This window comes from Enterobacter cloacae complex sp. IR5422 (genome assembly GCF_049238165.1).
Lineage (GTDB): Bacteria > Pseudomonadota > Gammaproteobacteria > Enterobacterales > Enterobacteriaceae > Enterobacter > Enterobacter roggenkampii.
In genome coordinates this window covers 1-24130 of record NZ_JBMKHT010000060.1, presented here as the reverse complement: position 1 = coordinate 24130, position 24130 = coordinate 1, and the positions used below count along the sequence as shown (strand labels likewise).

Here is a 24130-nt window from a genome sequence, read left to right as displayed (position 1 = left end):
AGGCCATCATCTTCAACGGAATAACGCTTGCGTACTACGACCGAAAAACCCAGAGTGTGGTGCGGATAGACTAAAAGTGTTACCTATGTTCCCGGTCTGATCTGTCACCTATGTATCCGGTCATACAGCAGCGCCACCCGGCAACAACGACTCACGTTCTGCGAAACGCCACCAGCGTCACCACGATCCCCACCACCGCGGAAACCGCACCGGCCAGGAAGACGGACGGATAGCCAAACGAGGTGGCTAACACCCCGGCCAGCGGCCCGGTTACCCCGTATGAGATATCCTGAAACGCCGCATAGCCGCCGAGCGCCGTCCCGCGCACCTGCGGAGCCACGCGCTTCACCACTTCTACACCGAGTGCCGGGAAAATCAGAGAACAGCCGCAGCCGGTCAGCGCCGCACCAAGCAGCGCAACGGATGCCACGGGTGCATTCCACAACAGCAGAAGACCGATGGTTTCAATGACCAGCGACGCCACCGCCACCTTCACGCCGCCAAAGCGATCCGGCATCCAGCCGAAGAAGACGCGCATCAGCACAAACGCGCCGCCAAACGCGGTAAGCGTAAAACCGGCCATCGCCCAGCCGCGGCTCATAAAATAGAGCGAGACGAACGTCCCAATCACCGCAAAACCCACGCCCTGCAGCGCCAGGCCCAGGCCCGGCTGCCAGATTTGGCCGACCACGCTCCACAGGGAAGGACGCTCGCCTTTGTGCGGGGGCACCTTACGCACCGAGCCGTTAAACGCCCATGCCGCCAGCGGCAGCGCCATGGTGGTGGCAGCCAGCGCCGCAAAACCGAACTGGCTGTTGATCAGCAGCCCAAGCGGTGCCCCGGCGGCCAGCGCGCCGTAGATGGCCATGCCGTTCCAGGACATCACCTTGCCGGAACGTGCTGGCCCCACCAGCCCCATTCCCCAGGTCAGGGTGCCGGTCAGCAGCTGGCTTTCACCAAAGCCCAGGATTAAACGGCCCAGCACCAGCAGCGCAAATTTATACGCCGCGTCGACCGGCAGAAGAGCCGCCAGCAGCCATGCGCCGCCCGCCAGGCCGCAGGCAAACATGCCCTGCAGCGCCGAACGTTTGGCACCGTGCTGGTCCGCCAGCCGTCCGGCGTAGCCGCGGGTTAAAACCGTCGCTAAAAACTGGATACCCACGGCGATGCCGACCATGGTGTTGCCATAGCCCAGCTCCTGGTGTACGAACAGCGGGATCACCGGCAGCGGCAGGCCAACGGTCATATAGGTCAGGAATACCGCAAAGGCGATACGGAACAGCGAGACGTTCGCTGAAGGGGTTGTTTCTGTTTGAGTTACTGCAGTCATGCTTTACTCCGAAATGAAGAGTAAGGCGGGGAAATGCCACGCCCCCTCTACCTGATTATCAGGATTAAGGTGCGTTGGTTGACGTTAAACGCTTACGCATTATCGTGAGGATAATGTTGAGTGGTGAAGTTTGCCTGTGAGATCAGCCGCTTGTCAATGCATAAAAAAGGGAGCCTTATGGCTCCCCTTTCGAATCAAACATAAAACTTATGCTTTCAGCTTACGCATGACCAGCGTGGCGTTGGTGCCGCCGAAACCGAAGCTGTTGGACATGACGGTAGTCAGCGTCGCGTCCGTTGGTTTGGTCACGATGTTCAGGCCAGCAGCCTGCTCGTCCATCTCTTCGATGTTGATGCTTGGCGCGATAAAGCCGTTTTCCAGCATCAGCAGAGAGTAGATCGCTTCCTGTACGCCAGCCGCACCCAGAGAGTGACCGGTCATGGCTTTGGTCGCGGAGATTGCCGGGCTGTTGTCGCCGAAGACTTCACGGATCGCACCCAGCTCTTTCACGTCACCTACCGGCGTAGAAGTACCGTGGGAGTTCAGGTAGTCGATTGGGGTATCAACACCGTGCATCGCCATCTTCATGCAGCGCACCGCGCCTTCGCCGGACGGAGCAACCATGTCGGCGCCGTCGGACGTTGCGCCGTAGCCCACGATCTCAGCATAGATGTGCGCGCCACGTGCCAGAGCGTGCTCCAGCTCTTCAACCACAACCATACCGCCGCCGCCCGCGATAACGAAACCGTCACGGTGCGCATCGTAGGTACGGGAGGCTTTGTCCGGGGTCTCATTGTACTTGGTGGACAGTGCGCCCATCGCGTCGAATTCGCAGGCCATTTCCCAGCCCAGCTCTTCGCCGCCGCCAGCAAATACGATGTCCTGTTTACCCAGCTGGATCTGCTCAACAGCGTTACCGATACAGTGTGCGGAAGTCGCACACGCGGAGCTGATGGAGTAGTTCACACCGTGGATTTTGAACGGGGTCGCCAGGCACGCGGAAACCGCAGAACCCATGGCTTTCGTGACCACGTACGGACCTACCGCTTTCAGACCACGCGGGCTACGCATGGCGTCAGCACCGAATACCTGCGCTTTAGATGAGCCGCCGGAGCCGGCAATCAGACCCACGCGCGGGTTGTTCTGATAAACCTCTTCGCTCAGGCCGGAATCTTTGATCGCTTCCTGCATGGAGAGATAAGCATAAATAGAGGCATCGTTCATGAAACGAACCACTTTGCGGTCAATCAAACCGGTGGTGTCCAGTTTGACGTTACCCCATACGTGGCTACGCATACCTGAATCTTTAAACTCTTCAGAGAAAGTGATCCCGGAGCGTCCTTCACGCAGAGATGCCAGGACTTCCTGCTGGTTATTACCGATGCTGGAAACAATGCCCAGGCCAGTAATCACTGCACGTTTCATTCAATACCTCTGTAAGTCGCACTATAGTAAGTTTCGAGTCGCACAATAGCGTACACTTGTACGCCGAACAAGTCCGATCAGACATTTTCTGCGGAAATTTGCACCGATGGACTCACATCGTTAAGATCGTGCCACTGCCTGTCAGACGAGTAACTTACGTGAAACAAAACGCTATACAACCCGCCAACCTCGAATTCAACGCTGAGGGTACACCTGTTTCCCGAGATTTTGATGACGTCTATTTTTCTAATGATAACGGACTCGAAGAAACTCGCTATGTTTTCCTCGACGGAAACCAGCTCAGCACCCGCTTCCCGGCGCACCCGCGGAGCCTGTTTGTGGTCGCGGAAAGTGGATTCGGCACCGGTCTGAATTTTTTAACCCTCTGGCAGGCGTTTAATCAGTTCCACGCTGCTCACCCTGAGGCTACGCTACAAAGATTACATTTCATCAGTTTCGAAAAATTCCCGCTCACCGCGCACGATCTGCGGCTTGCCCACCAGCGCTGGCCGGAGCTTGCGCCCTGGGCAGAACAGCTTCAGGCGCAGTGGCCGCCCCACATCGGCGGCTGTCACCGTCTGATTCTGGACGGTGGACGCGTCACGCTGGACTTATGGCTCGGCGACATCAACGACCTGACCGACAGGCTCGATGATTCGATGAATCAGAAGGTCGACGCGTGGTTTCTGGACGGTTTTGCCCCTGCCAAAAACCCGGACATGTGGAGCCAGCATCTGTTTAACGCGATGGCGCGGCTGGCGCGCCCTGGGGCTACCCTTGCCACCTTCACCTCGGCGGGCTTTGTCCGCCGTGGGCTGCAGGAGGCGGGCTTTACCATGCAGAAGACCAAAGGCTTTGGCCGCAAGCGCGACATGCTTGTCGGCAGGATGGAGCAGACGCTGGACATCCCCGCTCAGACGCCCTGGTTTGCGCGCCGCGCCAGCGCATCGCGCGACGTGGCGATCGTTGGCGGCGGGATCGCCAGCGCCCTGCTCTCGCTCGCCCTTCTCCAGCGTGGCTGGCAGGTCACGCTCTACTGCGCTGACGACGCGCCCGCCAGCGGCGCATCCGGCAACCGCCAGGGCGCGCTCTATCCGCTTTTAAGCGCACACGATCCGGCCCTGTTCCAGTTTTTCCCCGCGGCCTTTACCTTCGCCCGCCGCCTGTACGACGCGCTGCCAGTGGCATTCGACCACGACTGGTGTGGCGTGACGCAGCTCGGCTGGGATGAGAAGAGCCAGCAGAAGATCGCGCAGATGCTGTCGCTGGGCCTGCCGGAAGAGATTGCCCGCGCGGTCAGTGCGCAAGTGGTGGCGGACACCGCTGGCGTAGAAACCGGATGCGGGGGCATTCAGTACCCGCTCGGCGGCTGGCTGTGCCCGGCCGAACTGACCGCGGCGGTCATTGCCCTGGCGCAGTCGCAAGGGCTGACGGTGCGGTATGCCCACAAGGTGGAATCGTTCACCCGGACAGAACGCTGGGATCTGCGTTTTGCTGATGGCAAGGAGGCGAGCCATGCCAGCGTTGTGCTGGCCAACGGGCATCACATCAGCCAGTTTATCCAGACAGCAGCGTTGCCGGTTTATCCGGTCGGCGGCCAGGTAAGCCATATCCCCACCGCGCCTGCGCTCGGCAAACTGCGCCAGGTGCTGTGCTATGACGGCTATCTGACACCGCAAAATCCGTCTAACGGCCATCACTGCATCGGGGCCAGCTATCATCGTGGCGAAACGGATATGCGCTATAGCGAAGCGGATCAGGCGCAAAACCGCCAGCGCCTGATTGACTGTTTCCCGGATGCGGCGTGGGCGAAAGAGGTTGACGTCAGCGAGGGTGACGCGCGCTGCGGCGTGCGCTGCGCCACCCGCGATCATCTGCCGATGGCGGGCAACGCGCCGGACTATGACGCGACGCTTGCGGCCTATAAAGATCTGGCTGAAAACAAGGAAACGGCGGTGGCCGCACCGGTGTATCCGGAGCTGTTTATGCTGGGCGGGCTGGGTTCCCGTGGGCTGTGCTCTGCGCCGCTGCTGGCTGAAGTATTAGCCGCGCAAATGAGCGACGAGCCAATTCCGCTGGACAGGGTTACGCTTGCGGGACTGAATCCGAATCGCTTGTGGGTAAGGAAACTGCTGAAGGGGAAAATGGTTAAGTAAGGTGCGGCCTGGTGCCCTGACCCTCTCCCACAGGGAGAGGGGATATTCACAGGCCCGGTAAGCGCAGCGCCACCGGGCGAAAAACAATGACTTAGCGTTTAGCCTGCTGGAACAGGTTGTCCCACATGCCCAGCACCAGTGACTGGTCGCGCGGAGAGAGCTCCCCGGCCTGAATGGCTTTCTCCAGACTGCGGGTCACTTCCTCATGAACAGCGTCGGCAGAGTGATCGTCACCTGCTTCCAGCTCGGCTACCGCGAGCGTCAGGTGACCACGCAGATAACCGCTGGCGAACAGCTCATCATCGCTGGCGTGTTCCACCATGTCATCAATTAACGCCAGAATGCGTGATTCAAATTCTGCGATCATCTTCTTTCCTCTGTTAAAGATCTTCCGGCCAAGGGAAGCTTTCCGCCGCAATCGCCGGCGTGTGGTAATAATTCTGTAAGGCCTCGATCAGGCGCGCCGGACGTGCCGGGATGCCTTTCTCAAGGTATTCCATCACCTGCGCATGCACGCGGCGCTGGAAGACAATACGGTCTGGCTCGAAGTCCCCTTCGAGGTTGTCGCAGCTGACGTTGAACGGGAAACCCGCCGCCACGCAGAACAGCCATTCCAGCGCCTGCGGCTTCACTTCCACATCCTCAAACTGCCCCTGCGTCGCGGCGTCTCGCCCGTCCGGGCAATACCAGTAACCGAAGTCCACCAGCTCGCGACGCGCTTTTCCGGCGATGCACCAGTGCGAAATTTCGTGCAAACCGCTGGCGTAAAAGCCGTGCGCAAAGACGATGCGGTTATACGGAACCTCGTCATCAGCAGGAAGATAGATCGGTTCGTCGTCGCCTTTAATCAGACGGGTATTAAAATCGTCAGCAAAACAGCCGTCAAAGATCTCAATCAGCTGTTCATATTTATGCGTACTGTTCATTAGTGCATCCCCAACCAGGTGAGGATCTCCTGTCCATGGCTGTCATAAAGAAGTTTGGCGCTCATCACGGCCGAGACGATAACGATCATCGGACGGATCAGCTTTTGCCCTTTGCTTAATACCAGACGCGAGCCTGCGCGCGCGCCCAGGAACTGCCCTGCCATCATCACAAACCCGGTTGCCCAGATAACCTTGCCGCCAATGATAAACAGCAGCAGGCCGCCGACGTTCGAGGTCGCGTTGAGCACTTTGGCATGGGCGGTCGACTTGGCGAGGTTAAATCCGGCCAGCGTCACAAACGCCAGCGCGTAAAACGAGCCTGCCCCCGGGCCGAAGAAACCGTCGTAAAAGCCGACGCAGCCCCCGGCAATCAGCGCAAACGGCAGGCCGTGCAGACGACGCTGACGGTCTTCCTCGCCGAGCTTCGGCATCAGCAGGAAATAAAGCCCGATGCAGATGACCAGAACCGGCAGGATCTGGCGCAAAATATCCGACTGCACGTGCTGAACCAGCAGCGCGCCCGACGTGGAACCGATAAAGGTCATCAGGATATTGAGCTTCTGGTCGGCCAGGCTCACCACCTTACGGCGGATAAAATAGAGCGATGCTGAGAGCGAGCCGCCGCAGGCCTGCAGCTTGTTGGTGGCAAGCGCCTGCGCCGGGCTCATGCCCGCCGCCAGCAGCGCGGGTACGGTTAATAGCCCGCCGCCGCCCGCAAGGGCATCAATAAAACCGGCCAGCATAGCCACAAAGAACAGCACCACCAGCAGCAGCGGTGACACCATAAACAGATCGACGAAATTATCCATTAAAGTACATGCTCATCCAGTAGCGCCTGGCAGGAAGGCGGCAACGGAGGCGGTGTCTTCTTCTCAGGCTTAGAGGTTCCAGGTTTTGCCGGTTCAAACCAGCTTTGCAGTTCCGCACCACAGCCATCGCCTGGCGGCGGTAGCGGCTGATCTTCGCATTCCAGGCTATTCGCCGGGCAGCGCAGACGAACGTGCATGTGCGCACGATGCTGGAACCACGGGCGCACTTTGCGCAACCAGTCGCGATCGGTTCCCTCATCGAGGCAGAGCTGTTGCTTGATAGCCGGGTTGACGAAGATCCGCGTGACGTCGTTATCTTTTGCCGCCAGCTTAATCAGGCTGAAGATATCCGGCGTCCACAGTGAGGGCACAACGCGCTTACCGTCGCTCGACACCAGATCCAGCGCCTGCGGTTTCAGCAACTGGGCTGAACTCCAGCGCGCTTTAGGCAGCTGCAGGAAAATATCGACATCCAGTCCGGTCTGGTGACTGGCGTGTCCACCATTAAAACGCCCGCCGGCAGGCATCCCCATATCGCCGATCAGCATCGTGCCCAACCCCAGATTATGCACCTGGTTTCCCAGCCGCTGGATGAACAGCACCAGATCCGGGTGGCCGAAGTAACGACGCTGGTCGGTACGCATCACCTGATAGGTATCCGATTGCAGCGGAAGTTCCTGCGCGCCGACGATACAGCCGTTGGAAAAGGCGCCGATGGACTGCGCGCTCCCCGCCACCGGATGGGTGATTTTTTGCCACGGCGTGGCGGCCAGACTGGCTCCACTGGCAAGCAGCGCCAGCAGAGCAATTGCGGTTTTTTTCATGTTTACCAGCGTGGAATGGTGGTCGTCACATCCGCATTCTGCGCGCGCTGACGCAGGAAGTGATCCATCAGCACGATCGCCAGCATCGCTTCTGCGATCGGCACCGCGCGGATCCCCACGCACGGATCGTGACGTCCTTTAGTGATCATCTCAACTTCTTCGCCATCGCGGTTAATCGTGTGGCCCGGCACGGTAATGCTGGAGGTTGGCTTCAGCGCGATATTGGCAATAATCTGCTGCCCGCTGCTGATCCCGCCCAGAATGCCGCCCGCGTGGTTGCTCTGGAAGCCCGCTTTCGTGATTTCGTCGCGATTCTGGCTGCCGCGCAGGGATACCACGTCAAAACCGTCGCCAATCTCAACGCCCTTCACCGCGTTGATGCTCATCAGCGCGTGCGCGATGTCGGCATCGAGACGGTCAAATACCGGCTCGCCCCAGCCTGGCGGGACGCCGTCGGCCACGACGGTGACTTTCGCCCCAATGGAGTCGCCCTCTTTTTTCAGACCGCGCATCAGTTCGTCCAGCGCGTCCAGCTTGTCGGCATCCGCACAGAAGAACGGGTTTTGCTCGACCTGATCCCAGTCTTTGATCGCCAGCGGAATGTCGCCCATCTGGGTCAGACAGCCGCGGATCACGATGCCAAATTTTTGCTGCAGGTATTTCTTAGCAATGGCGCCAGCCGCCACGCGCATCGCGGTTTCACGCGCAGAAGAACGCCCGCCGCCGCGATAGTCGCGAAAGCCGTACTTTTGTTCGTAGGTGTAGTCGGCATGTCCTGGACGGAACACGTCCTTGATGGCGCCGTAGTCCTGGGAGCGCTGATCGGTGTTTTCAATTAGCAGACCAATGCTGGTGCCGGTGGTACGGCCTTCAAAGACGCCGGAGAGAATTTTGACCTGGTCCGGCTCGCGACGCTGCGTGGTGTAGCGAGAGGTGCCCGGACGACGACGGTCGAGGTCATGCTGCAAATCGGCTTCGGTCAGTTCGATGCCTGGCGGTACGCCATCAACGATACAGCCCAGCGCCAGCCCGTGCGACTCGCCAAAGGTGGTCACGCGGAATAACTGTCCAATACTGTTTCCTGCCATCACGGCTCCGATGTTGTTGTTTGTGTTTGAGCGTTGTGAAACGGGCCGAAGCCCGCTGGATTAATCTTTATAGATGCTGAAGTGTTCGCGCGCGTCGAGCAGCTGCGCTTTGGTCAGCATAAAGACGCCGTCACCGCCGTTGTCGAACTCAAGCCAGGTGAACGGCACATCCGGATACTGCTCTATCAGATGTACCATGCTGTTGCCCACTTCACAAATCAGAACGCCGTCGTCGGTCAGATAATCCGGCGCGCAGGCCAGAATGCGGCGGGTCAGCTTCAGGCCGTCAGAGCCTGACGCCAGACCCAGCTCCGGCTCGTGACGGTATTCGTTTGGCAGATCGGACATGTCTTCCGCATCGACGTACGGCGGGTTAGTGACGATCAGATCGTACTGCAGCGTCGGCAGATCGCGGAACAGGTCAGAGCGAATTGGCGTAACGTGATGGATCAGGCCGTGCTCTTCAATGTTGTGCTCGGTCACGGCCAGCGCGTCGGTGGAGATATCAACCGCGTCCACTTCCGCTTCCGGGAAGGCGTAAGCGCAGGCAATGGCGATACAGCCGCTCCCGGTACACATATCCAGAATGTGCTGCGGCTGATGGCCGATCAGGCCTTCAAAGTGGTTGTTAATCAGCTCACCAATCGGCGAGCGCGGCACCAGCACGCGTTCATCGACATAGAACTCGTGGCCGCAGAACCAGGCTTTGTTGGTCAGGTAGGCGACCGGGATGCGTTCGTTGACGCGACGGATTACGCGCTCAACGATGCGGTGTTTTTCGCTAGAGGTCAGGCGCGCGGTGCGCATGTCTTCCGGAATATCCAGCGGCAGGTAGAGGGACGGCAGCACCAGCTGCACGGCTTCATCCCACGGGTTGTCGGTACCGTGTCCGTACCAGATATTGGCGGCGCTGAAGCGGCTAACCGACCAGCGCAACATGTCCTGTATGGTATGCAGCTCGTTTACTGCTTCATCGACAAATATTTTATCCACTCTTTCCTCCAGGGCATGCTCGCATAATTTTCGGCGGCTAGTTTGCCATGAAGACGGCGATAAATCAGCAATGACGCGTACCGCTTGAGGTTAAAAAATGCGTTTAGTCGGGTACACTATCGGAAATACGAGATGAGAATGACGAATGAAAAAGAAAACATCGCTCAGCGAGGAGGATCAGGCGCTCTTCCGACAGCTGATGACCGGGACGCGGAAAATCGCGCAGGACACGATAGTTCATCGCCCGCAGCGTAAAAAAATCAGCGAAGTTCCGGTCAAACGGCTGCTGCAGGAGCAGGCCGATAACAGCCACTACTTTTCAGACGAGTTTCAGCCGCTGCTTAATACCCAGGGCGCGGTGAAATACGTGCGCGAGGACGTCAGCCATTTCGAACTGAAAAAGTTACGCCGGGGAGATTATTCGCCGGAGCTGTTTCTGGATCTGCACGGCTTAACGCAAATGCAGGCGAAACAGGAGCTGGGGGCGTTGATTGCCGCCTGTCGCCGCGAACATGTTTTTTGCGCCTGCGTGATGCATGGCCACGGGAAACATATCCTCAAGCAACAGACGCCGCTGTGGCTGGCTCAGCACCCACACGTAATGGCGTTTCATCAGGCACCGAAAGAGTACGGCGGAGATGCCGCCTTGCTGGTGTTGATTGAAGTTGAGGAGTGGCAGCCGCCAGAGTTGCCCTGACAGAAGGGCGGGAAAGATATAGCATCCCGCCCTGTCACACGTCACGTCAGATCGCTTTTGCCATCTTCAGGTTGCACGGGCTCATTTGCCAGTTGAAGACCCCTTTGCCGGTTTCGTCGAGGGTGACGTTGGCAATCGCGGAAGTGGTGAACATAGGCGGCGTTTCGCCCGGGCACAGCTCAGATACCAGATAGCCGACCAGCGGCAGGTGGGAAATGACCAGTGCGGAAGCGACACCTTCATTGCACAGCGCCTGAAGATAAGCGCTGACAAGGCCGACATCACCGCATGGTGTCAGTTCGGGGAGAACATCCACACTGGACGGCAGGTTCATACACTCCCCTACCACATCCAGCGTCTGTTCTGCACGCAGGAACGGACTCACAAGAACGCGTTCAATGTCCACTTTTTGACCTTTAAGCCAGGTTGCCATCAGACGGGATTCGTCGCAGCCACAGACGGTTAAAGGACGTACTGAGTCACTGGCGGCATCGAGTGCCGCGTCGCCGTGACGCATGATGAAAACTTGCATATTGCACCGCTTTTGTTAACCAGAATCACCGGCGTTAACTACCCGCGATAAATGCTAAGAGGTAGAAAACCCGATGGCCGGGCATTGTGCCTGATCCATTCGATGAATGAAACGCTGTTTTTTACCTCAATGGCGTAAGTATAGTCAATCTCTGTTTACAAAATCGCCAGAACAGGTTCATTCACCTCAGGATTTACCCTTCTTTGACTTCAGTTTACGAAATCAGTTTCCCGTGCAGGCCAAAATGTCTGGCCCCGTTCCGCCATCTGCAATAATTCGTCACACGGTGTAAACCGTGGGCCATATTGCGAGGCCAGACGTTGCAAAATGGCAACCACTTCACCCGCGCCGAGTGTATCCATGTAACGGAACGGGCCGCCAAGGAACGGCGGAAAACCAATACCAAATACCGCGCCGATGTCGCCATCGCGTGCGCTCTTGATCACCTGCTCACCAAAGCAGCGCGCCGCTTCATTGAGCATCATCATCACGCAACGTTCAGCGCACTGAACGGCAGACAGTTTTCCCTGACCGGTGGTCGAAATAAGCCCATAAACCGAAGGGTCGACCTGTTTCTTGCTTTTACGCCCTTTCGCGCCGTAAAGATAGAAACCGCGTTCATTTTTTCTGCCTTTGCGATCGTCCTTCAAAATTGCAGAAACAATGTTTGCAGGCGGGCTAAAACGATCGCCATAAGCTGCCTCCAGCACAGGTATAATTTTAGTGCCGGTGTCTATTCCCACCTCATCCAAAAGTTGGATTGGGCCAACGGGGAAACCAAACTTTACCAGCGCCTCGTCGACGTGCTCGATCTTCTCGCCTTCCGTCAGCAGCCGCATGGCTTCATTAATATAAGGCGCCAGAATACGGTTGACGTAGAAGCCGGCTTTATCTGCGACCACGATCGGCGTTTTACCCTGCTTCTTCGCAAGTTTGACTACCGTGGCGATGGTTTGCGGACTGGTGGTCGCGTGTGGAATAACTTCCACCAGCGGCATTTTTTCTACCGGGCTAAAGAAGTGCAGCCCGATCACCTGCTCCGGACGCGCGGCTTTCGCCGCGATATCGCCAATCGGTAATGACGACGTGTTGGAGGCAAAAATGGTATGCGGGGCGCAATGCTGCTCAACGTCTGCCACCATCTGCTGCTTAAGGGCCAGATCCTCAAACACGGCTTCAATCACCAGATCGCGGTGCGCAAAACCGCTGTAATCCGTCGTACCGGAGATCATTGCCAGGGTTTTATCACGCTCGCTTGCCTTGATATGGCGGCGTTTGACCTTTTGATCAAGGTTCTGCCAGCTGTACTGCAGCGCGTGGTTGATTCCCTTAGGGTTAATGTCTTTGATGCGTACCGGCAATTTGCCTTTGCTGGCGGTAACAAAAGCGATACCGCCGCCCATGAGCCCCCCACCCAGTACGCCAATGGCACGCAGAGGCGCAGGCTCCGCCTTGCTGCCGGGATCTTTTTTGACGTCAGTGCTGGCGAAGAAGATGCTGCGCAATGCCTGTGACTGCGGCGTCATCGCCAGTTCACCAAAGGCTTTGGCCTCCGCGGCATAGCCGCTGCTGCTGCCCTGCGACAGCCCGGTTTCGATCACGTCCAGGATCCGCTTTGCCGCCGGGTAATTGCCTTTGGTTTTTTGCTCGGTCTTTTTGCCCACCATATTGAACAGGAGCGTTCTACCCAGCGGACCGGCCAGCACGCGCTCGCGAACCGGCAGAGGACGTTTTGCCTGACGCCCTTTCAGCGCAAGCTCAACGGCGGCCTCCAGCAAAATAGACTGCGGCACGACGTCATCGACCAGACCGGCTTTCAGCGCCTGACGGGCACGCAGCTGTTTACCGGTTAAGATCATCTCCAGCGCCGTGCTGACGCCCACCAGCCGCGGCAGACGCTGCGTTCCGCCAGAACCTGGCAACAGGCCCAGCTGCACTTCCGGCAGGCCCAGAATGGTTTTCGCATCGTCAGTACAGATGCGGCTGTGGCAGGCCAGCGCCAGCTCCAGCCCACCGCCCAGACACGCACCGTGGATCGCTGCGATGACCGGGATTGGGAGACTGTTGATCTCCGACATCACCTGCTGGCCCTGACGCGCCAGCTCTTCGGCTTCCAGCGCGCTTTGCGCCCGGGCAATCATGTTGATATCCGCCCCGGCGATAAAGTTGTCGGGTTTGGCAGAGATAAACACCAGGCCGCGAATGGCTTTGTTCTCGCGGATCTGCTTTAGCATCGCGCGCACCTGAACGCCAAATTCGGCCTTCAGGGTATTCATCTTTTCATCAGGCACATCAATAGTGATAACGGCCACGTTATCGAGGCGAACCGTCAGATTAAATGCAGATGGCATATCCATTATTCAGCCTCCAGAACCATTGCTGCGCCAAGGCCGCCCGCCGCACAGGCGGTAACAAGGCCAAACCCACCGCCACGGCGACGGAGTTCATGTAATGTTTGCGTGATCATCCTCGCCCCTGTAGCGGCAAACGGATGACCGTAGGCGATAGAGCCACCCAGCACGTTGAATTTACTCTGATCCACTTCACCCGTGGCATGCGCGCGGCCCAGCACATCACGTGCGAAACGCTCGCTTGCCAGCAGCTGGACGTTTGCCAGGGTTTGCGCGGCAAACGCTTCGTGCATATCAATCAGGGTTAAATCAGCCAGCGTCAGCCCCGCGCGATCCAGCGCCAGCGGCGTGGACCATGCCGGACCTAACAGCATGTCCTGCCAGACGTCAATGGCGGTGAAGGCGTAGCTGCGTAAATAGCCCAGGGGAGTAATGCCCAGCTCTTTCGCACGGGATTCGGTCATCAGGATCACGGCGGCAGCCCCGTCCGTCAGCGGCGTACTGTTCGCCGCCGTCACGGTGCCGTGCTTGCGGTCAAACGCCGGGCGCAGTTTGGCGTAATCCGCAAGCGTTGACGTGCCACGAATATTGTTATCTTCCGCAAGCGGTTCGCGATAGGGAGGAATATAGGCGGTCATGACCTCATCGGTCAGCTTGCCTTCCGACCAGGCTTTTGCCGCAAGCTGATGTGAACGATGCGCCAGCGCATCCTGCTGTTCACGCGTAATGCCGTAGGTTTTGGCCATCTGCTCGGCGGTGTCGCCCATGCGCAGGCCGGTGGAATATTCCGCGACGGCAGGGGGAACAGGCATCAGATCGCGCAGACGTAAACGCGAGAAGAGTTTGAGCTTCTGACCCGTCGTGCGGGCTTTGTTGGCATCGACCAGGATACGCGCCAGCTTTTTACTGACCCCAATCGGCAGTACCGAAGAGGAGTCCGCTCCCCCCGCTATCCCGGCGCGAATGGTGCCCGCCATCAGGCTTTCGGCGACGTTAGCCACGGCCTGGAAACTGGTTGCGCAGGCGCGGCTGACGCTGTAGGCGTCGGTATGAACATTCATCCCGGTACCGAGGACGATTTCCCGCGCAATGTTGGGGGCTTCAGGCATCTGCACGACCTGGCCGAAGACCAGCTGTTCGATGACCTCCGGCGGAATTTCGCTGCGAGCCAGCATCTCCCCCACTACCATTTTCCCCAGGTCGACGGCCGGTATGCCATGAAACGCCGTTGCCTGACGCGCAAATGGCGTGCGCAATCCACTGACTATGGCAATGCGATCGCCCTGACGGGTAATAAGCGGTAATGCCTGACTCATAACACTCCCCTGTAAAAATATTCGCAAACACTAAGTGGTCTGACCTGATAATAGTCTTAACCATTTTTTTACATTCAGCCAATCGGTGAAACGAAAAAGTGCGAGCTAAAACACAGAGAAGAAAAAGAAAATGCCCCTGCATGGCAGGGGCATTTGTGCGGTATGTTGCCGGGTGCGCAAGGTAAAAGCAAAACGGTAACCCGTAGGTTACCGTTTTTAATGCTTGCGCCCTCTCCCGTGGGAGAGGGTCGGGGTGAGGGCATCAGGCCGCAGAAATTAACGCAGACCCAGCTGGAAAATCAGCGTTTCAGCTTCACAGGCAAAAACAAAGTCGATGTCCAGCTTCACGCCGCCTTCCACTTCGGTAAAGGTCGACTTGATTTCACACGGCTCGGATTCAACATCACGCGCACGCTTGCTCAGCGCGGCCAGGGTCTCTTCCGCTTCGGCGCGGTTGGTGAACACACGGCTGTAAGACGCGGTGCAATCGGAGTTGTCCATGATGGTGCCAACATCCATACAGCAGCAAACCGGGGTTTCATCAGCACTGCATTTACTCATAGCTCAATTTCCTCTGTATTCGCGCAGCGCGCGAGATAAACACGATGCTGATATTTTACGCCCCGGCGCGGGCTCTCTCCAGCCGTTAATGGCGCAAAATCGGATAAGTGACCAATATCACACTAAAAAATGATCTAAAACAAAAACCACCCTTTTGGGTGAGTCGCGATGGTCACAATTTTGCCAACCAGATCTCGTTTCACGAAACATGTTTGAAAATATTAATAAACAAACTTGCAACATTCAGGCTGGTCGGACCTATACTCTGGCCACTGGTCTGATTTGTCTGTCATACCTCAGACCCTACACTTCGCGCTCCTGTTACGGTATGTAACAATTATTGAATAAAAATAACTCAATGAGGTTATGGTCATGAGCCAGAAAACCCTGTTCAACAAGACTGCGCTGGCAGTCGCAGTGGCACTCGTCTCCACTTCCGCATGGTCAGCGGGCTTTCAGTTAAACGAATTTTCTTCCTCTGGCCTTGGCCGCGCGTATTCAGGGGAAGGCGCTATTGCTGATGATGCGGGTAACGCAAGTCGTAACCCCGCATTGATCATGATGTTTGATCGTCCGACCTTCTCTGCCGGTGCGGTTTATATCGATCCTGATGTCAACATTTCTGGCAAGTCGCCTTACACGGGTGCGAGCCTTAAAGCGGACAATATTGCCCCAACAGCATGGGTCCCTAACCTGCACTTCGTTGCGCCTATCAATGAACAGTTTGGCTGGGGAGCATCCGTAACCTCTAACTACGGGCTTGCTACCGAGTTCAATAGCAACTACCCGGCTGGTGAATACGGCGGTAAAACAGACCTTACTACGCTGAACCTGAACCTGAGTGGTGCTTATCGCCTGAACGACAACTGGAGCTTTGGTCTGGGCTTTGATGCCGTCTACGCCGATGCCAAAATTGAACGTTACTCCGGGGAGCAAACTGCTCGCCTGCCAAAAAACAGCAACAAAATTGCCAGCCTTGAAGGTGATGAGTGGGGCTATGGCTGGAACGCCGGTATCCTGTACGAGCTGGACAAAAACAACCGTTGGGGCCTGACCTATCGCTCCGAAGTGAAAATTGACTTCGACGGCGATTACAAGAGCGGCATCCTGAAGCCTGTGAACAACGTGGTTCCTGGTGCGGGTACCACCATTCCTTGGGGAACGTCAAACCAGACCGTTCCAGGTTCGCTGTCACTGCATTTGCCAGAAATGTGGGAAGTCTCCGGTTATAACCGCGTTGCACCGCAATGGGCGATCCACTACAGCCTGGCCTATACCAGCTGGAGCCAGTTCCAGGAGCTGAAAGCGACCGGAAGCAATGGTCAAACGCTGTTCTATAAGGATGAAAGCTTCCACGACGCTTATCGTATTGCGTTGGGTACCACCTACTACTACGATAAAAACTGGACTTTCCGCTCCGGTATCGCATTTGACGACAGCCCGGTTCCGGCAGACAAGCGTTCCATTTCCATTCCGGATCAGGACCGCTTCTGGATAAGTGCAGGCGCGACTTATGCGTTCAACGAGAATGCATCTATCGATGCGGGCGTATCTTATATGCACGGTCAGAAAGTGACGTTCCAGGAAGGCCCTTACGAGTTTACCTCTGAAGGTAAAGCCTGGCTGTTCGGTACGAACTTCAACTACGCGTTCTAATCGCGCAGGAATTGAAAAAGGTGAGCATTGCTCACCTTTTTTATTTACTCCGAATCGATATCTTTTAGTTCGTTCTCGATCGCCTTCGCGTTTGGATTCTCTTCCGGTTTCAGCTTACCGCCGTTAGCAATAAAGTCATGATTCTGGAAGTACGCTTCTCGCACCATAATATACGGGTCAGAAGACTGGCGCAGTAAGCCATCAGAGTCGAGCAGTTGCGCACGGGTTTCTATCCCTTCCACCGTCCATTTACCCACCGACAGCGGCCAGGTCAGCCACGACAGAACCGGATACAGCGTATCAACCATATCGCCGCCGTCATCACGAAGGGTGAAACTACCGTAGAACGGTAATTGCATGTACGGACCGTACCCGACGCCATAATGTCCCATTGTGCTGCCGAAACGGTGCGGCTGCTCACGCTGCAGTTTCGGGTTCGCCATGCCTGCCACGTCAATAAAGCCGCCCATCCCCAGAATGGAGTTCAGGAAGAAGCGGGTAAAGTGCACCATCCCTTGATACGGGTCGCCCTGCAGGAAGTAGTTCACCATTACCGCAGGCTCTTCGAGGTTGCTGGTAAAGTTACTTAACCCGTTACGCGCGGGCTGGGGAACATAATCGCGCCATGCCACTGCCACCGGGCGAACCACATACGGGTCCAGCACGTTGTAGTTGAAGTTATACATGGAGCGGTTAAATCCTTCGAGAGGATCGGAGCGTCCCGTTTGCTCCCCGGAGCTGGCGCAGCCCACAAGCATCGTCGCGCCAAGCGCAAGCGCCGACAGCCGAAGTTTCATAAATATCTCCCTGTTCAGTATGGCTATCGTTGATTGCCATCCGTAACGGAGCCGTTGATGCTCCGTCTGTAAACGTGCAAGCGATTGTAACAGCACGTTTACCGATGTCTATGAGCACAATTACGGGCAGTAATCACCGTGACTCTGATCTCAGCATAGCCTGGCTTTTGGAATTCGTTTCGCTGGCAATTTTATAATGTCTTTGAAAGAGATGTATCACCTTTGTTGTCATTGCCGCCAATTTAAGAGCATCCCCACAGGCATCCCGATAAAAGCCGCTACGCTTAACAGAAAGATCAACCTCCGGGAGCAGATATGAAAGACGTGGGCGAAGAAAAAATTGGCGAGAGCGATGAGGAACTTGAAATTGAAAGCGAGGAGAAAGCGCGTGGCGAGAAAATAGAAATTGATGAAGATCGCCTCCCTTCCCGCGCGATGGCCATCCATGAGCATATACGCCAGGACGGTGAAAAAGAGATGGAGCGCGATGCCATGGCCCTCTTCTGGTCAGCTATCGCCGCAGGGCTCTCAATGGGCGCGTCTCTGCTCGCCAAAGGGATATTTCATGTTCAGCTGGAAGGTGTGCCGGGCGGTTTTTTACTCGAGAATCTCGGCTATACCTTCGGCTTTGTGATTGTCATCATGGCCCGCCAGCAGCTGTTTACCGAAAACACGGTGACCGCCGTTCTGCCGGTGATGCAAAACCCTACCCTCGGCAACTTCGGTTTATTGATGCGTCTGTGGAGCGTCGTCCTGCTGGGTAATATCATCGGCACGGGCATCGCGGCCTGGGCGTTTGAGTACATGCCGATCTTTGATGAACCCACCCGGGACGCATTTGTAAAAATCGGCATGGATGTGATGAAAAACACCCCGTTCGAAATGTTCTCTAATGCCATCATCTCTGGCTGGATTATCGCTACGATGGTCTGGATGTTTCCTTCAGCAGGGAGCGCCAAAATTGTGGTGATTATATTGATGACCTGGCTGATTGCGCTGGCTGACACCACGCATATTGTGGTCGGTACCGTAGAAATACTGTATCTGGTCTTTAACGGTACGCTTCACTGGAGCGACTTTTTCTGGCCGTTCGCCCTGCCGACACTAGCAGGAAACATCTGCGGCGGAACGTTTATCTTCGCGCTGTTAAGCCATGCCCAAATCCGTAACGACATGTCGAACAAACGCAAAGCGGAGCTTAAAGCGCGGGAAAGTGATGATAAATCGACAAAAAAATCGTCCTGAATGGTGACTCTTTGAGCAGTCAGGCGGCGATGCGCTTAACGCAAAGTGTAAATGACGCTATACTCGTGCCGCCTCGTCCCCTTAGTTAAATGGATATAACGAGCCCCTCCTAAGGGCTAGTTGCAGGTTCGATTCCTGCAGGGGACACCATTTCTTCATTACTCGTCATTTCCCGCCATTACCAAAACCCTTGATATCATTGTCGCACAATGCGGTCGACGTTACCGCACATTACCCAACATGGATTGACTACGCCGAACTATTGCGGGCATATTGTGGGCACACTGCAAAATGACCACGGATTTATGCCCACATGCTTACGGTAAAGCAAATTGACGCAGCCAAACCTGCGGAAAAATCATATCGCCTCGCAGATGCCGGAGGGCTTTTTCTGTTCGTTCCGCCATCAGGTAAAAAGGTGTGGCGCATGCGTTACCGGTTCGATGGAAAGGAAAAGACACTGGTCATTGGGCCCTACCCTGAAATCTCCCTCACTGAAGCCAGGGCGAAACAGTCAGAAGCAAAAATGAAGTTGCTGACTGGCGTTGATCCGGCCGAGCAGAAGCAGGCATTAAAGAAGAGAGTGAAAGAGGAAGCTGCTGACTCGTTCGGTGATATCTTCCGCGAGTGGCATGCGCATAAATCAAAGGTGTGGTCTAAGGGATATGCTGACGAGATGATGAGCATGTTCACTGACGACATACTTCCAGTCATCGGACACTTGCGCATGGATGATGTGGAGCCCATGACACTGCTGAAGGTCATCAGGATATTTGAAGACAGGGGCGCAATGGAACGCGCTGACAAAGCGAGGAGAAGGTGTGGTGAGGTGTTCAGTTATGCGATCATAACTGGCCGGGCTAAATACAACCCCTCCAGAGACCTAGCAGGGGCGATGAAAGGATATAGAAAGAAGAACTATCCTTTCCTTCCTATGCACCGCATACACGAATTCCAGCGTGCTTTAAACGCGTATGGCGGGTGGATTGTATCGAAGATTGCGGCGCAGATTCTTCACTATACGGCCATGCGCACAGTTGAATTGCGTTCGCTGGTATGGACGGGAATTGATTACGAAACCAGGTTAATCAGCGTTGACCCGGAGGTCATGAAAGGCAGGAAGCTACACGTGGTTCCAATGTCAGACCAGGTTATCGAACTATTCAAATTCCTGCAACAAATCACTGGTCAGTATGAGCTGTGCTTCCCTGGAAGAACTGACAGGAAGAAGCCTATCAGTGAAAATGCCGTGCTCGGAGTGATACGCAGCATTGGCTATGAAGGCCAGACAAGCGGTCATGGCATGCGCCACCAGTTCAGCACCGTTCTTAACGAGAAGCACTGGAACAAAGACGCGATAGAGATGCAGCTGGCGCACGTTAGCGGAGGAACTCGCTCAGTGTACAACCATGCAGAGTATCTCGATACGCGTCGCGAAATGATGCAGTGGTGGGCAGATTGGTTAGATGAGAGGGTGGCATAACGCCACCTACATCACCGGACAATCATCAAACTCACCAGAACGCGCATCGTTGATGATGTAGGTGATCACTCCGAACACTGGCCGCGATGTGTCTGATGCTTCATTCTTGTCCGGCAACCTCTCTCGCTTTCCATTCTCCAGATTCTCCAGATGCGGTTGCGGGTGGGTGCGATACCGTTTAATGCGGAACTCACCTTCGTCAGTGCAAACCAGCAGTGATCCGTCACAAGGGCTCAGTGATGCGTCTACAACAAGCAGCGCACCACTGAGAATGCCTTCCCGATAGTGCGTCGCACCGGCTCGCATGAAGTACGTTGCTGCCGGTCTGGTTATGATGCGCTTGTCGAGTGATATACGTTCTTCAAGGTAGTCTGCTGCTGGCGATGGAAATCCCATGATGCACCTCCGGTTATTACTGTGTTTATATACAGTATTATGCAACGGATTCGCTGATCAAGGTGATATGACTAACAGATTTGTAAAGTGTTTGATGGTAAAGTGGTTTCTTTCTTTCGATGAAGATAGTTACTGGTTAGTTTCAAGTTAACCTTTATGTAGCATGCTAAAGAAAAGGCGGCTAAATTATAGCCAGAAAAAAGTTTTTTATTTTTTGTATTTGACGTTGTGCAGTTAAGTAATCAAAGTATGCGGAAAATCGTTAGCCTGATGAGAGTGGTGCAATCTTGACCGAGAAAAATATTACCCCAGTAAATCATTTTCCGGCAGCCGATGGGATTCGGGGGCTGGCTGTAATGATTGTTATGTTTGCTCATGCTCTTGTTATGTTTTTACCAGCAACAAGGCCTTTTTTAGGAGGTACTGGCAAAATAGGCGTGTGGTTATTTTTCGTACTCAGTTCATTTCTTTTAACAAACAAATTTATCAAAAATGGTTTAACGAGAAAAAGCTTGCTGGAATATTCTATAGGGAGATTTTTCCGAATAATCCCTATTTTCATATTGGCATGCTTATTTTATTATTCGGCTGGTTATTTTGATATTTATGACCTTGCGAAAATAGCTACATTTCAGCAGGGTTATGGGCACTTATGGACTATACCCGTTGAATTCAAATTCTATTTCATCCTTCCATTTTTTATTTTAATCTTAACCCCCGTTCATAAAAGGCATGGTTTGCTACCTGTGATCGTGCTTGCCATTATTGCTATAATCGTTTTACGAGAATTTTTTCCTCCATCCCGTACGCCTGACAACTCTATTTATACACATTGGTATATCCCTAGCTTCTTGGTCGGGATTATAGCATCTTACATGGCTCAGAATATCAGTGGTGGTAAAAGAAGAAACGGGCTTAAGATATCCATCTGTTTTTTTGGAGTCGCTGTGATCATACCAGCAGTATCATACTTTCTTTTCGGCAGGGTTATCATAGGGGGTTTGCCATCTAGCTTTTTATCTTTGAGCATTGTATGGGGTTGCTTAATCTTACTAGCGGTAAGAGATTGCGGTATTTATAGTAATTTCTTTTCAAGCAGTGCCATGAGAAACATAGGGAATAAAAGTTTTTCAATATATCTGTTTCACTGGTTTTTCCTTACTGAAATGTCAAAGTTATATCCTAATAACGCATTAGCTATGGCCGCCTCTATTCTTATGTCAACCCTTGCGGGATGGTTAATATTTGCTCTAATTGAAAAACCTATCGAAAATTACAGGCATAGGTTGCAAAAGTCGCTCATAAGATAATGAGCGACCTTACTTGATGTTAAGCGCCGGGCTTCTGGGGGAATGCGATAATCCCTGAAGTGTCTGCGTTAATTCTTGATAACAAAACTCTGTATTCCTTCCAGAGTGGGAGCGCAACTCCCTCCTCATCAGTTGCCATGCATAGATTAACCGCGTCCTGTAACACGGATATTTTCTGACTTGCCTCTGACATTAAATATTCTTTTGCGGCAGAATTATTTAGCCTCTCCATTTCTTTCTGATTTTTAATCTCAGCTTCTGTAGCTGGCGGCGCAGTGAAAACGCCATCTTTATATGTATATCCTATACCTGCCAGATTTTTTTCATCATATCCTATAGCTACCACCCCCTTCCCAAAGTCTACGGGAGAGGCGTCTGGCCCTTCCCATTCAATGATGTTTTTCACTACCCCGCCTTCGACCAGTGCGTATTTTCCCATTATGAAAGCTCCCAGATCATTACGATTCCACCAACTCCAGCCCCACCCATTTGTGCTGATGCGCTAGAGCCTGCTGCAGACCCGGCTCCGCCGCCTCCAGGTCCCTTTCCGTTTGTATAGCCACCTGAGGCGGTCGAACCACCTACGCCTCCACCGCCCCCTAATGGACTTGAGCCGCCAAATCCTGATATGCCAGCAGAAATAGTAATATATGTTGCTTGACCACCCGGGCAGCCGCCTGAGTTGTAGATATTGCCTCCTGTGGCCACACCGCCAGCCGCACACTGCAATACGTAAGGTGAGCCGGAAGTTGCGGCTGTGCCTAGCAGGCCTCCACTTCCTCCACCTGCAGTAAGATACGACCCAAAAGAAGTATCTCCACCTTTAACTCCCGCTGCCCCTACGACGCCAGATCCAGCAGTTCCCACTGCTATTGATACCGGCAATGTCAGTGAAGAAACTGGAATGTATGACACAGCAATTGCACCACCACCACCACCACCACCCACAGAGTTCTGTGTAGAAGAGGTTGCTGGCGTACCACCCCCTCCACCTCCGCCGCCAACCACCTGTGCAATTATCGCCTTAGCGCCGGCAGACGGTGTATAAGACCCTGAAGAGGTAAAAATAAGAGGAGCGCCAAGCAGACGACCAGATACTGCAGAAATTGCCGCACCTACGAACCCAGTACTTGCTGCTTGCGTCGTGTTGGTTCCCGGAGCAGCGGTAGGTACAGTTGGCACAGCGCTTGTACTATCAAGGATGAACCATGAAGATGCTGCAGAAGACCATTTAACTGTGACGTGGCTACCTGAAGCGATCTCACCGCTAATTAATGTCTGACCAAACTTGTTCAGCACCGGGAAAGCGCCAAGAGCACAAACATTCAAGGTGCTTGATGCTGTGTTAGCATTTGCAGCCTTGAAATTAACCTCCATCCCATCTGACAGGGTTAATATTCCAGGATTAATATTCACTACATATGCATTTGCGACGCCAGTATCAGCTGCATAACGCATAGTATTGCGCTGGATTCCGTCTACAATACCGCCCTGTGGAAGGAATGGTGCATTTGCGTAGGTGGTGATATTTCCTGCTGTGACTGTGGTCGCCCCTTGAGCCACCGTAATGACGTAGAGGCCAGTGCAACCAGTATCAGGCGTTGGTGTTATCTGCGTTCCGGTTGTGGCAGCAACTCCGGCCTTAAGTGATACAGTGCAAATTCCCTGCCGAACAGTATATTGCGCAGTGCCGCTGTTATTCGGACCACTCCACGCAACTGAGGGATTGCTTGCGTTGTAGTAAGGAAGGACAGTTGAACCACCGTCGATATCAGAGTAAGTCACCTGGATCAGGTAGTTAATGCTATATCCGGATGTTGAAGGCGCAGTCAGTGTGAATTGCTGAGCGTCAAGGATATAGCCCTGCTTTAGAATGCTATGTGTCGTATCAGCAGGAAGAGATGAATACGCAGTGCCATCGATATTTTGCAGGCTATAAATCTGTCCTGCAGCCACATTCACCACCATCGAGGCCGGGCTTGATGGTGTGCATGCAAGGCCGTGAACGTAAGTATTCCCGCCCATTAAAGAAGATGCCAGCTTGGCAACACCAAGCATTGCGTATTTGTTTGTATTGAGCAGATCAGTTTCGAGAGGAATTGCTCCAGGGAAGGTGCGAATAAGTCCGAGATGTGAGATCATCGTGTTGTAACCTGAACCCAGAATGAGTAACCGGATGAGCCAGCAACTGACTTTTGCCGACAGTGAGTTTTCCAGTAAACGCCGCCAGACCCG

Annotated in this window: 22 protein-coding genes and 1 tRNA gene; 7 read left to right on the top strand and 16 right to left on the bottom strand. The window is 54.6% G+C overall.

Annotated elements, in window-relative coordinates:
• Nucleotides 1–151: 151 nt before the first annotated feature.
• Entirely contained in the window at nucleotides 152–1330 is a 1179-nt protein-coding gene (locus tag ACOTXT_RS20480; RefSeq protein WP_055321851.1) for an MFS transporter, read from the bottom strand.
• Between the two features lie 207 nt (nucleotides 1331–1537).
• Nucleotides 1538–2755 carry a beta-ketoacyl-ACP synthase I gene (gene fabB / locus ACOTXT_RS20475; protein WP_008502605.1) on the bottom strand — a complete coding sequence of 406 codons (1218 nt, stop codon included), beginning with the start codon at nucleotides 2753–2755 and terminating at the stop codon, nucleotides 1538–1540.
• Nucleotides 2756–2913: 158 nt separating this feature from the next.
• Between fabB and mnmC the strand changes: the two genes are divergently transcribed.
• Nucleotides 2914–4911, top strand: coding sequence for a bifunctional tRNA (5-methylaminomethyl-2-thiouridine)(34)-methyltransferase MnmD/FAD-dependent 5-carboxymethylaminomethyl-2-thiouridine(34) oxidoreductase MnmC (gene mnmC, locus ACOTXT_RS20470; protein WP_055321852.1), 1998 nt, complete (start codon nucleotides 2914–2916; stop codon nucleotides 4909–4911).
• 91 nt (nucleotides 4912–5002) lie between these two features.
• Here the strand turns inward: mnmC and ACOTXT_RS20465 are convergent, their stop codons facing one another.
• From ACOTXT_RS20465 to prmB, 6 genes are read right to left on the bottom strand one after another with little or no spacing between them, the layout of a single operon-like run.
• Entirely contained in the window at nucleotides 5003–5278 is a 276-nt protein-coding gene (locus ACOTXT_RS20465; RefSeq protein ID WP_008502607.1) for a YfcL family protein, read from the bottom strand.
• A gap of 13 nt (nucleotides 5279–5291) precedes the next feature.
• Nucleotides 5292–5837 (bottom strand): elongation factor P hydroxylase, encoded by a 546-nt coding sequence (locus ACOTXT_RS20460; protein WP_008502608.1) that lies wholly within the window; start codon nucleotides 5835–5837, stop codon nucleotides 5292–5294.
• The gene (locus ACOTXT_RS20455) at nucleotides 5837–6646 is read right to left on the bottom strand and encodes a sulfite exporter TauE/SafE family protein (RefSeq protein ID WP_008502609.1); all 810 of its coding nucleotides are present in this window, start codon (nucleotides 6644–6646) and stop codon (nucleotides 5837–5839) included. Before ACOTXT_RS20455 ends, ACOTXT_RS20460 begins: the two co-directional genes overlap by 1 nt.
• Entirely contained in the window at nucleotides 6646–7470 is an 825-nt protein-coding gene (gene mepA / locus ACOTXT_RS20450; RefSeq protein WP_008502610.1) for a penicillin-insensitive murein endopeptidase, read from the bottom strand. Before mepA ends, ACOTXT_RS20455 begins: the two co-directional genes overlap by 1 nt.
• A gap of 2 nt (nucleotides 7471–7472) precedes the next feature.
• Entirely contained in the window at nucleotides 7473–8558 is a 1086-nt protein-coding gene (gene aroC, locus ACOTXT_RS20445; RefSeq protein WP_055321853.1) for a chorismate synthase, read from the bottom strand.
• 60 nt (nucleotides 8559–8618) lie between these two features.
• A complete protein-coding gene (gene prmB, locus ACOTXT_RS20440; protein WP_008502612.1) occupies nucleotides 8619–9551 on the bottom strand; it encodes a 50S ribosomal protein L3 N(5)-glutamine methyltransferase in 933 nt (310 codons plus the stop codon).
• Nucleotides 9552–9696: 145 nt separating this feature from the next.
• Here prmB and smrB point away from each other — a divergent pair, with 145 nt between their 5' ends.
• Nucleotides 9697–10248: an endonuclease SmrB gene (gene smrB, locus ACOTXT_RS20435; protein WP_008502613.1), complete on the top strand. Its 552-nt coding sequence runs from the start codon at nucleotides 9697–9699 to the stop codon at nucleotides 10246–10248.
• 46 nt (nucleotides 10249–10294) lie between these two features.
• On the opposite strand, the gene sixA is transcribed toward smrB, so the two are convergent.
• The 4 genes from sixA to ACOTXT_RS20415 all read right to left on the bottom strand — a co-directional run bounded on the left by sixA (nucleotide 10295) and on the right by ACOTXT_RS20415 (nucleotide 15008).
• Nucleotides 10295–10780 carry a phosphohistidine phosphatase SixA gene (gene sixA / locus ACOTXT_RS20430; protein WP_014884683.1) on the bottom strand — a complete coding sequence of 162 codons (486 nt, stop codon included), beginning with the start codon at nucleotides 10778–10780 and terminating at the stop codon, nucleotides 10295–10297.
• 209 nt (nucleotides 10781–10989) lie between these two features.
• A complete protein-coding gene (fadJ, locus tag ACOTXT_RS20425) occupies nucleotides 10990–13137 on the bottom strand; it encodes a fatty acid oxidation complex subunit alpha FadJ (RefSeq protein ID WP_063453072.1) in 2148 nt (715 codons plus the stop codon).
• Complete coding sequence (gene fadI, locus ACOTXT_RS20420) at nucleotides 13137–14447, bottom strand: acetyl-CoA C-acyltransferase FadI (protein ID WP_021241580.1); 1311 nt, start codon at nucleotides 14445–14447, stop codon at nucleotides 13137–13139. The genes fadJ and fadI overlap by 1 nt, the downstream gene beginning before the upstream one ends.
• A 276-nt stretch (nucleotides 14448–14723) precedes the next feature.
• Nucleotides 14724–15008, bottom strand: a complete 285-nt coding sequence (locus tag ACOTXT_RS20415) for a YfcZ/YiiS family protein (RefSeq protein WP_008502617.1) — start codon at nucleotides 15006–15008, stop codon at nucleotides 14724–14726.
• 372 nt (nucleotides 15009–15380) lie between these two features.
• Between ACOTXT_RS20415 and fadL the strand changes: the two genes are divergently transcribed.
• Nucleotides 15381–16664, top strand: a complete 1284-nt coding sequence (gene fadL / locus ACOTXT_RS20410) for a long-chain fatty acid transporter FadL (protein WP_008502618.1) — start codon at nucleotides 15381–15383, stop codon at nucleotides 16662–16664.
• Between the two features lie 44 nt (nucleotides 16665–16708).
• On the opposite strand, the gene mlaA is transcribed toward fadL, so the two are convergent.
• Nucleotides 16709–17461, bottom strand: a complete 753-nt coding sequence (gene mlaA, locus ACOTXT_RS20405) for a phospholipid-binding lipoprotein MlaA (RefSeq protein WP_008502619.1) — start codon at nucleotides 17459–17461, stop codon at nucleotides 16709–16711.
• Nucleotides 17462–17776: 315 nt separating this feature from the next.
• Between mlaA and ACOTXT_RS20400 the strand changes: the two genes are divergently transcribed.
• The 3 genes from ACOTXT_RS20400 to ACOTXT_RS20390 all read left to right on the top strand — a co-directional run bounded on the left by ACOTXT_RS20400 (nucleotide 17777) and on the right by ACOTXT_RS20390 (nucleotide 20189).
• Nucleotides 17777–18706, top strand: a complete 930-nt coding sequence (locus ACOTXT_RS20400) for a formate/nitrite transporter family protein (RefSeq protein WP_055321857.1) — start codon at nucleotides 17777–17779, stop codon at nucleotides 18704–18706.
• 75 nt (nucleotides 18707–18781) lie between these two features.
• Nucleotides 18782–18856: transfer RNA gene (locus ACOTXT_RS20395), tRNA-Arg, on the top strand.
• A 163-nt stretch (nucleotides 18857–19019) separates the two neighbouring features.
• A complete protein-coding gene (locus tag ACOTXT_RS20390; protein ID WP_421625429.1) occupies nucleotides 19020–20189 on the top strand; it encodes a tyrosine-type recombinase/integrase in 1170 nt (389 codons plus the stop codon).
• 6 nt (nucleotides 20190–20195) lie between these two features.
• On the opposite strand, the gene ACOTXT_RS20385 is transcribed toward ACOTXT_RS20390, so the two are convergent.
• The gene (locus tag ACOTXT_RS20385; protein WP_421625428.1) at nucleotides 20196–20585 is read right to left on the bottom strand and encodes a S24 family peptidase; all 390 of its coding nucleotides are present in this window, start codon (nucleotides 20583–20585) and stop codon (nucleotides 20196–20198) included.
• 287 nt (nucleotides 20586–20872) lie between these two features.
• Here ACOTXT_RS20385 and ACOTXT_RS20380 point away from each other — a divergent pair, with 287 nt between their 5' ends.
• On the top strand, nucleotides 20873–21895 hold the full coding sequence (locus ACOTXT_RS20380; RefSeq protein WP_421625427.1) for an acyltransferase family protein: 1023 nt from the start codon (nucleotides 20873–20875) through the stop codon (nucleotides 21893–21895).
• Between the two features lie 19 nt (nucleotides 21896–21914).
• Here the strand turns inward: ACOTXT_RS20380 and ACOTXT_RS20375 are convergent, their stop codons facing one another.
• Together ACOTXT_RS20375 and ACOTXT_RS20370 are read right to left on the bottom strand one after the other, a co-directional pair.
• Nucleotides 21915–22301 (bottom strand): tail fiber assembly protein, encoded by a 387-nt coding sequence (locus ACOTXT_RS20375; protein ID WP_421625426.1) that lies wholly within the window; start codon nucleotides 22299–22301, stop codon nucleotides 21915–21917.
• A 32-nt stretch (nucleotides 22302–22333) separates the two neighbouring features.
• The coding region (locus ACOTXT_RS20370) for a hypothetical protein (RefSeq protein ID WP_421625425.1) at nucleotides 22334–24130 on the bottom strand (1797 nt) is incomplete at its 5' end.